The 13,927-nt window shown below is 71.6% G+C and carries 14 protein-coding genes and 1 riboswitch; of the genes, 11 read left to right on the top strand and 3 right to left on the bottom strand.

Features of this window, described 5'->3' with window-relative positions; translation table 11 throughout:
* Positions 1 to 308 precede the first annotated feature (308 nt).
* Entirely contained in the window at positions 309 to 1,718 is a 1,410-nt protein-coding gene (locus AC0ZLC_RS31150; RefSeq protein WP_476755287.1) for a uracil-xanthine permease family protein, read from the bottom strand.
* 222 nt (positions 1,719 to 1,940) lie between these two features.
* On the opposite strand from AC0ZLC_RS31150, the gene AC0ZLC_RS31155 reads away from it, so the two are divergent.
* Entirely contained in the window at positions 1,941 to 2,402 is a 462-nt protein-coding gene (locus AC0ZLC_RS31155) for an acyl-CoA thioesterase (RefSeq protein ID WP_476755288.1), read from the top strand.
* Here the strand turns inward: AC0ZLC_RS31155 and AC0ZLC_RS31160 are convergent.
* Complete coding sequence (locus tag AC0ZLC_RS31160) at positions 2,362 to 3,573, bottom strand: MFS transporter (RefSeq protein ID WP_476755289.1); 1,212 nt, start codon at positions 3,571 to 3,573, stop codon at positions 2,362 to 2,364. The two genes, AC0ZLC_RS31155 and AC0ZLC_RS31160, sit on opposite strands and share 41 nt — an antisense overlap.
* A gap of 132 nt (positions 3,574 to 3,705) precedes the next feature.
* Here AC0ZLC_RS31160 and AC0ZLC_RS31165 point away from each other — a divergent pair, with 132 nt between their 5' ends.
* The 10 genes from AC0ZLC_RS31165 to AC0ZLC_RS31210 all read left to right on the top strand — a co-directional run bounded on the left by AC0ZLC_RS31165 (position 3,706) and on the right by AC0ZLC_RS31210 (position 12,960).
* Positions 3,706 to 4,914, top strand: a complete 1,209-nt coding sequence (locus AC0ZLC_RS31165) for an ROK family transcriptional regulator (protein WP_476755290.1) — start codon at positions 3,706 to 3,708, stop codon at positions 4,912 to 4,914.
* A 318-nt stretch (positions 4,915 to 5,232) separates the two neighbouring features.
* Positions 5,233 to 5,363: riboswitch (FMN riboswitch) on the top strand.
* Positions 5,364 to 5,519: 156 nt separating this feature from the next.
* The gene (locus AC0ZLC_RS31170) at positions 5,520 to 6,155 is read left to right on the top strand and encodes a riboflavin synthase (RefSeq protein WP_476755291.1); all 636 of its coding nucleotides are present in this window, start codon (positions 5,520 to 5,522) and stop codon (positions 6,153 to 6,155) included.
* Entirely contained in the window at positions 6,152 to 6,796 is a 645-nt protein-coding gene (locus tag AC0ZLC_RS31175) for a nicotinamide mononucleotide transporter family protein (protein ID WP_476755292.1), read from the top strand. The genes AC0ZLC_RS31170 and AC0ZLC_RS31175 overlap by 4 nt, the downstream gene beginning before the upstream one ends.
* A complete protein-coding gene (locus AC0ZLC_RS31180; RefSeq protein ID WP_476755293.1) occupies positions 6,793 to 8,082 on the top strand; it encodes a bifunctional 3,4-dihydroxy-2-butanone-4-phosphate synthase/GTP cyclohydrolase II in 1,290 nt (429 codons plus the stop codon). The genes AC0ZLC_RS31175 and AC0ZLC_RS31180 overlap by 4 nt, the downstream gene beginning before the upstream one ends.
* 45 nt (positions 8,083 to 8,127) lie before the next feature.
* Complete coding sequence (ribH, locus tag AC0ZLC_RS31185; RefSeq protein WP_358852666.1) at positions 8,128 to 8,613, top strand: 6,7-dimethyl-8-ribityllumazine synthase; 486 nt, start codon at positions 8,128 to 8,130, stop codon at positions 8,611 to 8,613.
* Positions 8,614 to 8,647: 34 nt separating this feature from the next.
* Positions 8,648 to 8,920: a phosphoribosyl-ATP diphosphatase gene (locus AC0ZLC_RS31190; protein WP_121404457.1), complete on the top strand. Its 273-nt coding sequence runs from the start codon at positions 8,648 to 8,650 to the stop codon at positions 8,918 to 8,920.
* Between the two features lie 53 nt (positions 8,921 to 8,973).
* Positions 8,974 to 9,831, top strand: coding sequence for an ATP phosphoribosyltransferase (gene hisG / locus AC0ZLC_RS31195; protein ID WP_476755294.1), 858 nt, complete (start codon positions 8,974 to 8,976; stop codon positions 9,829 to 9,831).
* Positions 9,832 to 9,851: 20 nt separating this feature from the next.
* Positions 9,852 to 10,307, top strand: coding sequence for a PH domain-containing protein (locus tag AC0ZLC_RS31200; RefSeq protein ID WP_476755295.1), 456 nt, complete (start codon positions 9,852 to 9,854; stop codon positions 10,305 to 10,307).
* 233 nt (positions 10,308 to 10,540) lie between these two features.
* Positions 10,541 to 11,875, top strand: coding sequence for a hemolysin family protein (locus AC0ZLC_RS31205; RefSeq protein WP_476755296.1), 1,335 nt, complete (start codon positions 10,541 to 10,543; stop codon positions 11,873 to 11,875).
* Entirely contained in the window at positions 11,872 to 12,960 is a 1,089-nt protein-coding gene (locus AC0ZLC_RS31210) for a hemolysin family protein (RefSeq protein ID WP_476755297.1), read from the top strand. The genes AC0ZLC_RS31205 and AC0ZLC_RS31210 overlap by 4 nt, the downstream gene beginning before the upstream one ends.
* A 208-nt stretch (positions 12,961 to 13,168) precedes the next feature.
* Here AC0ZLC_RS31210 and AC0ZLC_RS31215 read toward each other — a convergent pair whose 3' ends face one another.
* Positions 13,169 to 13,885: a TetR/AcrR family transcriptional regulator gene (locus AC0ZLC_RS31215; protein WP_476755298.1), complete on the bottom strand. Its 717-nt coding sequence runs from the start codon at positions 13,883 to 13,885 to the stop codon at positions 13,169 to 13,171.
* Positions 13,886 to 13,927: the final 42 nt, after the last annotated feature.

Below are 13,927 nucleotides of genomic sequence, written 5' to 3' on the forward strand. Positions count from 1 at the left end.
CACGAACCGCTCATGCAGAGCGTCCAGCTCACCCGCCCACAACCTGACACCAGCAAGGTCCCCACCCATAACCACCCCAACGAGCGAGATGGCCAGCAGTCACGGCAAGCACCGTTGCAGTACTAGGGCCTGTCGTTTGGATCAGGCCGGCGTCGCGGGGTCTGGCGCGCACATCTGCGGCGTTGTCGTCGGTCGCCGACGCTCCGCGTCGACTCCCTCCTGCGCCTTGCAGCTGCACGCGCCAGACCCCGCTCGGGTCGATCAGGACGAACCGTCGGTCACAGCCGGCCTGATCCAAACGACAGGCCCTAGGAGCCGGCGTGCCGGGCCTTCGCGTCCGCGGCGGAGCCCTCGTCGTAGGAGGAGGTGCCGGAGTCGAGCAGCGGCTCCTGGGTCTTGAGGTGGGCCGGTGCCATGGCCCGCAGGGCGTGGTAGCCGGTGATCACGACGAGGGTGCCGAGCGCGATGCCGCTCAGCGAGAAGGTGTCGGTGAACGTCAGGGTGACGTTGCCGACGCCGATGATGATGCCCGCGGCGGCCGGCACCAGATTGAGCGGATTGCGCAGGTCCACGCCCGCGTTGAGCCAGATCTGGGCACCGAGCAGGCCGATCATGCCGTACAGGATGACCGTGATGCCGCCGAGGACGCCGCCGGGGATGGCGGCGACGACCGCGCCGAACTTGGGGCAGAGGCCGAACAGGAGCGCGAAACCGGCGGCGGCCCAGTAGGCGGCCGTCGAGTAGACACGGGTCGCGGCCATCACGCCGATGTTCTCCGAGTAGGTGGTGTTCGGCGGGCCGCCGACCGCCGTGGAGAGCATCGAGGCGACACCGTCCGCGGAGATCGCGGTGCCCAGCCTGTCGTCCAGCGTCTCGCCGGTCATCTCGCCGACCGCCTTCACATGGCCGGCGTTCTCGGCGACCAGCGCGATCACCACCGGCAGCGCGACCAGGATCGCCGACCACTGGAAACTCGGGCCGTGGAAGGACGGCAGACCGACCCAGTCCGCCCGGCCGACCCCGGAGAGGTCCAGGCGCCAGTGGTCGGTGATCTTGCCGCTCGCGTCCGCCGAGTGGATCCGCCCGAAGACGCGGTCGAAGACCCACGAGACCGCGTAGCCGAAGACCAGGCCGAGGAAGATCGCCACGCGGGACCAGAAGCCGCGCAGGCACACCACGGCCAGTCCGGTGAACAGCATGACCATAAGCGCCGTCCACTGGTCCTGCGGCCAGTACGTGGTCGCCGTCACGGGTGCCAGGTTGAAGCCGATCAGCATGACGACCGCGCCGGTGACGATCGGCGGCATGGCCGCGTGGATGATCCGGGCCCCGAACCGCTGCACCGCGAGACCGACCAGGAACAGCGCGGCGCCGACCACGAACACCGCGCCGGTCACCGTGGCGCTGGTGCCGCCCTGCGCGCGGATCACCGCGGCGACGCCCACGAAGGACAGGGAACAGCCGAGGTAACTGGGCACCCGGCCACGGGTCGCGAGCAGGAAGATCACCGTCGCGACGCCGGACATCATGATCGCGAGATTGGGGTCGAGCCCCATCAGCACCGGTGCGACGAAGGACGCTCCGAACATGGCGACCACGTGCTGGGCGCCGAGCCCGGCCGTGCGGGGCCACGACAGCCGTTCGTCGGGGCGGACCACCGCTCCGGGTGCGGGCGTGCGCCCGTCACCGTGCAGTTTCCAGCGCACGCCGAGATCCATGGTGAGGCTTCGCTTTCTTCGTCCGTGAACGTGTCCGGACCATTGTCACGGCTGTCCGGCGGTACACGGTCACGCGGTCCCACGGCCCGCCGCGGACCCGCGGCGACGAGCAGCCGGACTCGGCAGCGGGCTGACCTGCACCGCACCGGAGGACAGCCCTGAGCGGTTGCTTAGTATGGAACGGTCCCACCGCCCCGTCCGGCACTCTCAGGAGCCCCGCCCGTGACCGTCGAAGCACCACCCGCCACGCCCGCACCCATCGACGGCCGGCTCGTCCCCGTCACCGTCCACTTCGACGACCTGGACGCGCTCGGACTGCTCCACAACGCCCGTTACCCGGTCATGGTCGAGCGCGCCTGGACCGCGCTGTGGCAGGAGCGCGGCTTCGGCTTCGACGGCGACTGGGAGGCGGCGGGCGACTTCTGCAACGCGGTCAGGGAACTGCGCATCAGCTACGACGCCCCGGTGAACCGGCCCGGCGCGTACGCCGTCCACCTCTGGCTCGAACGGCTGGGCACCACCGGCCTCACGTACGGCTTCCGCTTCTGCTCGGCCGACGGTGCCGTGACCTACGCGCACGGCAGCCGGGTCCTCGTCCGGCTCGACGCCGGCACGCTGCGCCCCACCCCGTGGAGCGAGCGGTTCAGGGCCGTGGGCCGGGAACTGCTTCGCTCGCGGGACTGACCTGCGCCGTCCTGCGGTCGCCGGCGCGCAGCACGCCCGCGAACACGACGAGCGCCAGAGCCAGCACCGTGACCAGACCGAAGGACACCATCAGGCTGGTCGCCTGGGCCAGCGTGCCGATGGCGCTCGGCGCGACCAGCCCCGAGGTGTACGTGATGGTGGCGACACCCGCGATGGCCAGGCTGGGGTTGGGGCCGCTGCGCCCCGCCGCCGCGAACGCCAGCGGCACGACGACCGCGATCCCGAGGCCCATCAGGGCGAACCCGCCCATCGCCGCGGCCGGGTTCCCCGCGAAGACCACCAGCAGCCCGCCGAGCGTGGCGAGGACGCCCCCCACGCGCACGGTGCGCACGGCGCCGAAGCGGTCCACGACCGCGTCGCCCGCGAGTCGCGCGATCGCCATGGTGAGCGTGAAGCCGGTGGTGGACGCGGCCGCGAGTCCCGCCGAGGTGCCCAGCTGGTCACGCAGGTAGACCGCCGACCAGTCCAGACTCGCGCCCTCGGCGAACACCGCGCAGAACCCGACCGCGCCGATGAGCAGCGCCGACCTGGGCGGCAGCGCGAACCGCGGCGGCGGTTCCTCGTCCTCCGTGGGCTTCAGGTCGAGCACCCACTGGCAGGCGACGAGGCCCAGCACGGTCAGCACCGCCGACGCCAGCACGTGGTGCGCACGCGCGTCCGAACCCAGGTGCGCGGCGAGCGTGCCGGCCGCCGATCCGATCAGGGCACCGGCGCTCCACATGCCGTGCAGCCCCGACATGATCGACCGGTCCATGCGGTTCTCGACCTCGACCCCGAGGGCGTTCATGGCGACGTCCGCCATGCCGGCCGTGGCGCCGTACGTGAAGAGGGCCAGGCACAGGGTGAGCAGGTTCGGCGCGAGGGCGGGCAGGACCAGGGACAGCGTCCACAGGGCGAGCAGGCCGCGCAGCGCCGTACGGGCACCGAAGGTGTGGCTGATCCGGCCGGCGAGCGGCATCGCGACGGACGCGCCGACGGCCGGGAAGGCGAGCGCGATGCCGAGCTGGCCCGCGCCGATCGAGGCGTGGTCCTGGATCCACGGCACCCGTGTCGCGAAGGAGCCGACGACCGCGCCGTGCACCGCGAAGACGGCGGCCACGGCATACCGTGCCCGCTTCAACTCGCGCTTGCTGTAGACCACTTCACTCATTCTGCCGCCGTCCCTCCCGGACGTCCTCCCGCGCTGTCGCCGTAAACTATCAGGAAGCCTGCCTGATAAATAGTCGATTCAGGGCCCGGTGGCCCGGGGCCGTGTGCCCTCCCTATCTGGAAGGATCCCGGCATGCCCGCATCTCCGAGCACCGCCCGGGCCATGAACGACCGGCTCGCCCTGCGCCTCCTCCAGCAGGAGGGCCCCCTGACGGCGAACCGGCTGAAGCAGCTCACGGGACTGTCCCGGCCCACCGTCGCCGACCTGGTCGAACGTCTCACCGCCGCCGGACTGGTCGCGGTCGTGGGGGAGTCCGGGGAGCAGCGGCGCGGCCCGAACGCGCGGGTGTACGGGATCGTCGCCGACCGGGCCCACCTTGCGGCGCTCGACGTGCGCACCGAGGGGGTGACGGTCGTGGTCGCCGACCTGCTCGGCGTGGAACTCGGCCGGGCGTCGGTCCCTATCGCCGGTGACGCGGGCACGGGGGCCGCCGTGGAGCAGGCGGTCGCGCTGGTCGAGCGGACGGCCAAGGAGGCGGGCGCGGAACGGCTGCACACGGTCGGCATCGGCGCGCCCGGCCTGATCGACCCGGCCACCGGTGAACTGCGCGACTCCTCCGGGCTGCCCGAGTGGCACCGCCGCCTGGTCGCGGCCCTCCAGGAACGACTGCCGGCCCGCGTCCTGGTGGAGAACGAGACCAACCTCGCGGCCCTGGCGGAACAGCGCGACGGCGCGGCCCGCGACCGGCGGACCTTCGTCCTGCTCTGGCTCGGCCTCGGCACCGGCGCCGCCGTCGTCCTCGACGGGGCCCTGCGCCGCGGCGCCTCCGGCGGCACCGGTGAGATCGGCTTCCTCCCGGTCCCCGGCACCGGGATCCTCCCCTCGGCGACGGACTGCGAGGGCGGATTCCACTCCCTGGCGGGGTCCGCGGCCATCGCGGCGCTCGCGGCCGGGCACGGCATCACGGCGGACGCCGCCGCGCACGAGCCGCACGCGGCGGCGCTCGTCAGCCGGGCCGTGGCCACCTCACAGGCTGCGGAGTCCGCGCGCTTCCTGGACGTCCTCGCCGACCGGATCGCCATCGGCGCCGCGTCCGTCATCGCGGTGCTGGACCCCGGCTGCGTGGTCCTCGGCGGTGAGACCGGGCAGGCGGGCGGGGACGCGCTGGCCTCCCGGGTCGCGCGGCGGCTCGTCCGGATGTCGCCGCTGCCGACCGAGGTGCGGGCCGGGGCGCTGGGCGGCGGAGCGGTTCTGCGCGGGGCGCTCCTGACGGCCCGCGACGGCGCGCAGGACGAGGTGTTCGCCCCGGGGGCCCGCCCGCGGACCCCCCTGCCGCACTGACGCGCCCGCTCCGGCCCGCCGACGCCGCGGCGGGCCGGAGCGGCCCGGGTGGGGAGACCCGGCGGCGGGGCAAGGGCCTCCGTCACCGCCGCCGGGTCGCTGTGGGGGCGGGCTCGACGAGGTCGTGATCGCCGACCCTAAGAGGACTAGACCAAAGCGTCAATAGGTATGGACCAATGCGGGCCGACCTCGCCGTACAGCCGTTCACCTGCCCGGGTACACGCAGACAAGTCCAGGGAAACCTCCTGTGAGCCAGCCCACAGGGACTCACCCGTCTGGACGTCGATCAGGCGTGGCACACTGGCCCTGTACCAGAAGCAGCGCACTCCGGGGTCGGTGTAATTCCGAACCGGCGGTTACAGTCCGCGACCCGGCCGCATCCAGTGGCCGGTTGACCAGGTGAAATTCCTGGACCGACGGTGAAAGTCCGGATGGGAGGCAGTGCGCGGCGGGCGGGCATCATGCACGCCGCCGTAGTAGGTCTGTGCCGTTTCCGAGCGGCCGGGCCTCCGTCCGGCGTCGCCCCTGATGTCGTCGTCCGTTGATTCTGTCGTCATCGACAGGCCCCGGAGTCCGTGCCCCAAGAGGCAGGGAGGACCCGGGAAGTGTTCACCGGAATCGTCGAAGAGCTGGGTGAGATCACCGCCGTCGAGAACCTCGGCGACGCCTCCCGCTTCAGGCTCCGCGGACCAGTAGTCACCCAGGACGCCAAGCACGGCGACTCCATCGCGGTCAACGGCGTCTGTCTGACGGTCGTGGACCACGAGGGCGACGAGTTCACCGCCGACGTCATGGCGGAGACCCTCGACCGCTCCAGTCTCGGCGCCCTGTCCGTCGGCTCCCGCGTCAACCTCGAACGCCCCACCGCCGTGGGCGCGCGTCTCGGCGGGCACATCGTGCAGGGCCATGTCGACGGCACCGGCGTCGTCCTGGAGCGCAGTCCCTCCGAGAACTGGGAGATCGTCAGGATCTCCCTCCCCGCGGACCTCTCCCGCTACGTGGTCGAGAAGGGCTCCATCACGGTCGACGGCATCAGCCTCACCGTGGTCGACGCCGCCCCCGACCACTTCACCGTCAGTCTCATCCCCACCACCCTCGCGCTGACCACGCTCGGCCTCAAGCAGGCCGGCGACCCGGTCAACCTGGAGGTGGACGTCATCGCCAAGTACGTCGAGCGGCTGCTCGGCGCGCGGGCGGACCAGCCGGCCGCACGGCCCGGCGTCCAGGGGGCGGCATCGTGAACTGGCTCAACTCCGAGGCATTCACGCTCCTCGGCCAGCACATCAGGTGGTCCGACATGATCGGCAACACGATCGGTCTGATCGCCCTCGCGCTCGGCTGGCGCCGCTCGATATGGACCTGGCCCGTCCAGTTCCTGTCCGGCGTCATCCTCCTCGCCGCCTTCGCCACGGCCCACCTCTCCGGCAGCGCCGGGAAGCAGCTCGTGGTGATGGCCGTCGCCCTGTGGGGCTGGTGGCAGTGGAACCGCGGCCGGGGACAGGCACAGGACGGCTCCGTCGCCGTACGCTTCGCCACCTGGCGCGAGCGCGCGTACCTGGCGGGCGGCGCCGCGGTCGGCACCCTCGCGGTCGGCGGCCTCTTCACCGCCTACCCGACGCTGTCGTGGGACCCGTGGCCCGACGCGTACATCTTCGTCGGCACCATCATCGCCATGTACGCCCAGGCGCGCGGCATGGTCGAGTTCTGGTTCGCCTGGCTGCTGGTCGACCTGGTGGGCGTCCCGCTCAACTTCGCCAACGGCTTCGCCTTCTCCGGTTTCGTCTACGTCGTCTACGGCGCGCTCGTCCTGTGGGGCCTGCGCGACTGGTGGCTGCGCTCCCGTCGGAGCCCGCAGCCCACTCTCGAAGGAGCCCCGGCATGACCACGGCGCCCGTCTGGTACAGCACCGACAACATCGAGGACTTCGCGCTCGACCCCGTCGAGCGGGCCATCGCCGACATCGCGGCCGGCCGCCCGGTCGTCGTCGTCGACGACGAGGACCGCGAGAACGAGGGCGACCTCGTCATCGCGGCCGAGAAGGCGACCCCCGAGATCATCGCCTTCATGATGAGCGAATGCCGCGGACTGATCTGCGCGCCCATGGAGGGCGAGGAACTGGACCGCCTCCGGCTCCCGCAGATGGTCGACGACAACACCGAGTCGATGAAGACGGCCTTCACGGTCTCCGTCGACGCGAGCGGCGCCCACGGCGTGACCACCGGCATCTCCGCGGCCGACCGCGCCACCACCCTCCGGCTGCTCGCGGACGGCCGTTCCGAGGCCGGCGACTTCGTGCGCCCCGGCCACATCTTCCCGCTGCGGGCCCGGTCCGGCGGCGTCCTGGTCCGCAACGGCCACACCGAGGCCGCCGTCGACCTCGCCCGCCTCGCCGGCCTGCGCCCCGCCGGCGCGATCGTCGAGATCGCCGGCGAGGACGGCCACATGCTGCGCCTGCCCGAGCTGATCCCCTTCGCCCGCAAGCACGGCCTGACGATCATCTCCATCGAGGACCTGATCGCCTACCGCCGCACCGCCGAGCCGACCGTGCGCCGCGAGGCCGAGGTCCAGCTGCCCACCGCCTTCGGCGAGTTCACCGCGTACGGCTACCGCTCCACCGTGGACGGCGTCGAGCACGTCGCCCTCGTCCACGGGGAGATCGGCGAGGGCGAGGACGTCCTCGTCCGCATCCACTCCGAGTGCCTCACCGGCGACGTCTTCCACTCGCTGCGCTGCGACTGCGGCCCGCAGCTGGAGGCGTCCCTGCGCGCCATCCGGACCGAGGGCCGCGGAGTCGTCGTCTACCTGCGCGGGCACGAGGGCCGCGGCATCGGCCTGCTGTCCAAGCTGCGCGCCTACGAACTCCAGGAGCGCGGCCGGGACACCCTCGACGCCAACCTGGAACTGGGCCTGCCCGCGGACGCCCGGGACTACGCCGCCGGCGCGCAGATCCTCCAGGACCTCGGCGTCCGCAGCCTGCGCCTGATGACCAACAACCCCGAGAAGAGCGAGGCACTCGTCCGGCACGGCCTCGACGTCGTCCGCCGGGAGCCGATGCCCGTACAGGCGGGCGAGCACAACCTCCGCTACCTGCGCACCAAGCGGGACCGGATGGGGCACGACCTGCCCTGGCTGGACACGGCCGCCGTGTCCGCCTGCAACAGCCAGTAACAGCACGAGAAGCACAAGAGCACGAACAGAACGCTGAGGAGAGACGTGAGCGGCAAGGGTGCACCCGAACTGTCCGTACGCAACTGCGGGGACCTGCGCGTCGCGGTCATCGCGGCACAGTGGCACGAAAAGGTGATGGACGGCCTCGTGGACGGCGCGCTGCGCGCCCTGCACGAGCTGGGGATCGACGAGCCGACCCTCCTGCGGGTCCCCGGCAGCTTCGAGCTCCCGGTCGTCGCGAAGGTCCTCGCGGGCCGCGGCTACGACGCGATCGTCGCGCTCGGAGTCGTCATCCGCGGCGGCACCCCGCACTTCGAGTACGTGTGCCAGGGCGTCACCCAGGGACTGACCCAGGTCTCCATCGAGACCGGCGTCCCAGTCGGCTTCGGCGTGCTGACCTGTGACACCGAGGAGCAGGCGCTCGACCGCGCGGGCATCGAGGGCTCCCGCGAGGACAAGGGGCACGAGGCCGTCACCGCCGCCGTGGCCACAGCGGCCACGCTGCGCTCGGTGTCCGAACCCTGGCGCTGAGGCACGGACGCTTGCGCGTAGGGTAGGCAGCACCATGTCCAAGAAGACTTTCGAGGAGCTCTTCACCGAGCTCCAGCACAAGGCCGCCAGCGGCGACCCCGCCACTTCCCGCACCGCCGAACTGGTCGGGAAGGGGGTTCATGCCATCGGCAAGAAGGTCGTCGAAGAGGCCGCCGAAGTGTGGATGGCCGCCGAGTACGAGGGCAAGGAAGCAGCCGCCGAGGAGATCTCGCAGCTGCTCTACCACGTCCAGGTGATGATGGTCGCCCGCGGCATCACCCTCGACGACGTCTACGCCCACCTCTGAGCCGTACCCCGCTCCCGCTCCGTACGCACGAACGAACGAAGGAAGCCGACCTCATGCTGCGCATCGCCGTCCCCAACAAGGGTTCCCTGTCAGGCCCTGCGGCGGAGATGCTGCATGAGGCCGGCTACCAGCAGCGCCGGGAGTCCAAGGAACTGCGCATCGTCGACCCGGTCAACGAGGTCGAGTTCTTCTACCTCCGCCCCCGCGACATCGCGATCTACGTCTCCTCCGGGCGCCTCGACATCGGCATCACCGGCCGCGACCTGCTCATCGACTCCGGGGCCAACGCGGAGGAGATCCTCCCGCTCGGTTTCGCCCGCTCCACCTTCCGCTTCGCCACCAAGCCCGGCACGGCCGCCACGGTCGAGGACCTGACCGGCATGACCGTCGCCACCTCGTACGAGGGCATCGTCGACAAGTACCTCGCCGACAAGGGCGTCGACGCCTCCGTGGTCCACCTCGACGGAGCCGTCGAGACCGCCATCGAACTCGGCGTCGCCGAGGTCATCGCGGACGTCGTGGAGACCGGCACCTCGCTGCGCAACGCGGGCCTCGAGGTCTTCGGCGAGCCGATCATGAAGTCGGAGGCCGTCGTCGTCCGCCGCGTCGGCGGCGACGTGGACGAGAACGCCGAACCGAAGGTCCAGCAGTTCCTGCGCCGCCTGCAGGGCGTCCTGGTCGCCCGGACCTACGTGATGATGGACTACGACTGCCGCGCGGAGCACCTGGAGCGGGCCGTCGCGCTCACCCCGGGTCTGGAGTCGCCCACCATCTCGCCGCTCCACAACGAGGGCTGGGTCGCCGTCCGCGCCATGGTTCCCGCAAAGGAGGCCCAGCGGATCATGGACGACCTGTACGAGCTCGGCGCGCGGGCCATCCTGACCACCGCCATCCACGCCTGCCGGCTCTGACCGGAGGACGGACCACACCCATGACGGACCTGCCCGTCCTCCCCGTCACCTTCCGGCCGTCCCGCACCCGGGCCGTGCTGCTCACCGCGGGCGTCGCGATCCTCGTGGTGATCACCACCGTCGCGATGCTCCTGGAGCAGCTCAGCCCGGGCGAGCGCCTCAGCTTCGTCCTCACCGGGGCGCTGCTGTGTGCCGTGCTCGTCCTGCTCGCCCGGCCCAAGGTGGTCGCCGACGAGAGCGGGGTCACCGTCGTCAACATCGTCAGCAGGCGGCGCCTGTCCTGGCCGGAGATCATCCAGGTAAATCTCCGTCCCGGCGACCCCTGGGTGTTCCTCGACCTCAGCGACGGCACCAGCCTGCCCGCCCTCGGCATCCAGCCCGGCATCGCCAGGCAGCGGGCAGTCGAGGACGCCCGCGCCCTGCGCGCGCTCGCCGAGACCCGCTCGGTCCACGACCCCGGGCAGCCGGAGGGGTAGACCGAGAGCCGTTTCACAGGCAATCGGGGCCGACTCGGGGATCCTCCCCTGACGTACCGGCCCGTGTCTTGATTAATCTGGTGACGGAGGCGTTTTCGTTGCGCCTCCGCCCCTGTGGTGCCGACCGGCTCCCAGGGGCTCCTGCTACCCGAGGAGTGATTCCCTCCAGCGATGGACGGATCGTCCTGTAGTACCTGCGCCGCCCCCTCCCGACCCAGCGAGGCGGCGGCATCATGACCATCCCCCTGCTGCTCCTCGGGGCGGCGTTCCTGCTCATTCTCGCCAACGGCTTCTTCGTCGCGGCCGAGTTCGGGCTCGTCACCGTGGACCGCCCCGACGCCGAGCGCGCCGCGGCCGCCGGCGACCGCCGGGCCCGTACGGTCGTGGACTCGCTCAAGGAGCTGTCCTTCCAGCTCTCCGGCACCCAGCTCGGCATCACCATCACCTCGCTCGTCGTCGGCATGCTCGCCGAACCGGCGCTCGCCGAGCTGCTGCACGGGCCGTTCACCGCGATCGGCGTCCCCGAAGGCGCCGTCCCCGGCGTCGCGGTGGTCGTCGGCATGCTGTTCGCCTCGGCGGTGCAGATGGTCATCGGCGAACTCGTGCCCAAGAACTGGGCGGTGTCCCGTCCGCTGCAGGTCGCACGTTTCGTCGCGCGCCCGCAGCACGTCTTCTCCGGCCTGTTCCGTCCGGTGATCGCCGCGCTGAACACGGTGGCCAACCGGCTGGTGCGCGCCCTCGGCGTCGAACCCGCCGACGAACTGGCCTCCGCCCGCACCCCCGGCGAGCTCGTCTCGCTGGCCCGGCACTCGGCCCGGGCGGGCGCCCTGGAGCAGAACACCGCCGACCTCTTCGTGCGCACCCTGTCGCTGGGCGAGCTGACAGCGCAGCACGTCATGACCCCGCGCGTGAAGGTCAGCGCGCTCCAGTCCTCGGCGACCGCCGAGGACGTCGTCAACCTCACCCGGGCCACCGGCCTGTCCCGCTTCCCCGTCTACCGGGAGCGGATCGACGAGATCGTCGGCATGGTGCACCTCAAGGACGCCCTCGCGGTGCCCGCGCACGACCGGCTGCGCACCCCCGTCGGCCGGATCGCCCAGGCCCCGCTGCTCGTCCCGGAGACCCTGCCCGTGCAACCCCTCCTCAAGCAGCTCCGCAGTCAGCAGCCGATCGCCGTCGTCGTCGACGAGTACGGCGGTACGGCCGGCGTGGTCACTCTGGAGGACATCGTCGAGGAACTCGTCGGCGAGGTCCGTGACGAGCACGACGCCAAGGACCTGCCGGAACTCGCGGTGGCGCCGTCGGAGGACGGACGGCCCGCGTGGGACGTCGACGGCAGCTGCCGGGTCGACGTCCTCCAGCGCATAGGCCTCGTCGTGCCCGAGGGCCCCTACGAGACCGTGGCCGGACTGGTCGCCGACCTGCTCGGCCGTATCCCGGCCCCCGGCGACAAGGCGGAACTCGACGGCTGGCGTCTGTCGGTCCGTCAGGTCGGCCATTACCGCGCCGAGCGCGTCCGGCTGGTGAGGACCGCGGACGCCGCGGTCGCCGCGGAGGGCGTCCGATGATCCTGCTCCAACTCCTGTTCGCCGTTCTGCTCGTCCTCGCCAACGGCTTCTTCGTCGGCGCCGAGTTCGCGCTCGTCTCCGTGCGGCGCAGCCAGATCGAGCCACTGGGCACCGCTCGCGCCCGCCAGGTGCTGTACGGCCTGGAGCGCCTGCCGCAGATGATGGCGGCCGCCCAGTTCGGCATCACTGTCTGCTCGCTGACCCTCGGCGCGGTCGCCGAGCCGACCGTCGCCCATCTGCTGGAGCCCGCCTTCGAGGCGGCCCGGCTGCCCGAGGGAATGATCCACCCCCTCGGTTACGTCATCGCGCTCGCCCTCGTCGTCTTCTTCCACCTCGTCATCGGCGAGATGGTCCCGAAGAACCTGGCGATGGCGGCGCCCGAGAAGACCGCGCTGTGGCTGAGCCCGGGACTGGTCGCCTTCGCGCGCCTGTGCCGGCCGGTCACCGTGGCCCTCGGCGCCTGCGCGCGCGTGATCCTCCGGCTGTTCCGGGTCGAGCCCAAGGACGAGGTCGAGGCGGTCTTCACGAGCGAACAGCTCAACCGCCTGGTCGAGGACTCGGGCCAGGCCGGACTGCTGGAACCCGAGGAGCAGGAGCGCCTGGAGGACGCGCTGGAGCTGGGCTCCCGCCCGGTCACGGACGTCCTGCTGGACGCCGGCTCCCTGGTGACGGTGGGCCCCTCGGTCACCCCCGGCCAGGTCGTCGCGCTCACCGCCCGCACGGGCTACTCCCGTTTCCCGGTGGCCGCGGAGAACGGCGCCTTCATGGGCTATCTGCACGTGAAGGACGTGCTCGACCTCGAGGAGTCCCAGCGGGCGGTGCCGCAGCACGTCTGGCGTCCCATGACGACGCTCCGGGCGGAACTCCCGCTGGACGACGCCCTGACGGTGATGCGCCGCGCCGCGACGCACCTCGCCCAGGTCGCCGACGCCTCCGGCAAGGTGCTCGGCCTGGTCGCCCTTGAGGACGTCCTGGAGCTCCTGGTGGGCGAGGTCCGCGACCCTGCCCACCGCGACGCTCCGCAGGCCGCCCGCGTCACGGACCCGCGGCTGAGCGCGCCCCAGGAGGAGGCCCTGGCGAGCTGACACACGCGAAGACCGGAGGGGCTGGATTCTCACGAGAGAACCCAGCCCCTCCGGCGTTCGACGGGTGTGAGTAGTCGAGGTACAGGAAATCCTGGTGGGACGGATCTTGCTGGAGTTCCCCAGCGGTGCGGTGGGGCGGCATCAAGGCGTTCGCAGAACTCTCGCACCTGGTCATTCGTGAGAACGGGCACGGTGCGGCGGAGCGGGATCAGTCGGTGTCCAGGCCGTCGACCAGGCGGTTGAGGAACCGGGTGAAGGTGGCTTCGGGGGTGAGGGGGCGTCCGGGGGCGGCGAGGGCTTCGGCGAGTTCCGGGTGACGGCCGTCCGCGGCGACAGCGGCGAGGTAGCGGGCTTCGGCTGCGACTCGGTCGGGGGACTGCAAGGCCGCGGTCCCCGCAATCTCATGGGTGACGTGCCCCGCCACGAATGCGGTGAGTTGGGCGAAGACCTCCAGCTTCGCCGCACCGTCCAGCCCGGTGGGCCGCAGGGCGGCAAGCGCGCGTTCCAGGAAGGCCAGGGTGTTGGGGCCGGGGGTGCGGCGGCCGGCCAGAGCGGCGGGCAGCCAGGGGTGTCGCAGCATGTGGGCGCGCTGGAGGTGAGCGATGGCTTTCAGCTCGGCACGCCAGTCGCCGGTGGGCGTGTTCTCGGCCGGCAGTTCGCCGCTGACGTGGTCGACCATCAGTTCCAGCAGCGTCTCCTTGTCGGGGGCGTAGCTGTACAGCGACATGGCGCCGGCTCCGACCTCCGCGGCGACTCTCCGCATGGTGACCGCTTCGAGCCCCTCCGCGTCCGCCAAGGCAACCGCTACCGCCGTGATTGCCTCTCGGCTGTACGAGGGCTTGCGGCCCCTGCGGGGCTGGGCGGAACTCAGCCAGAGCTGCTCGGGGTCGACGCCTGGGGTGCCGGCCTTGCGTGAACGCGGCATGGCCCACCCTCCCTCCGTTGATCGAGGCGGCCCTTGCGGGTC

The sequence above is a fragment of the Streptomyces sp. GLSS-08 genome, from assembly GCF_056387915.1.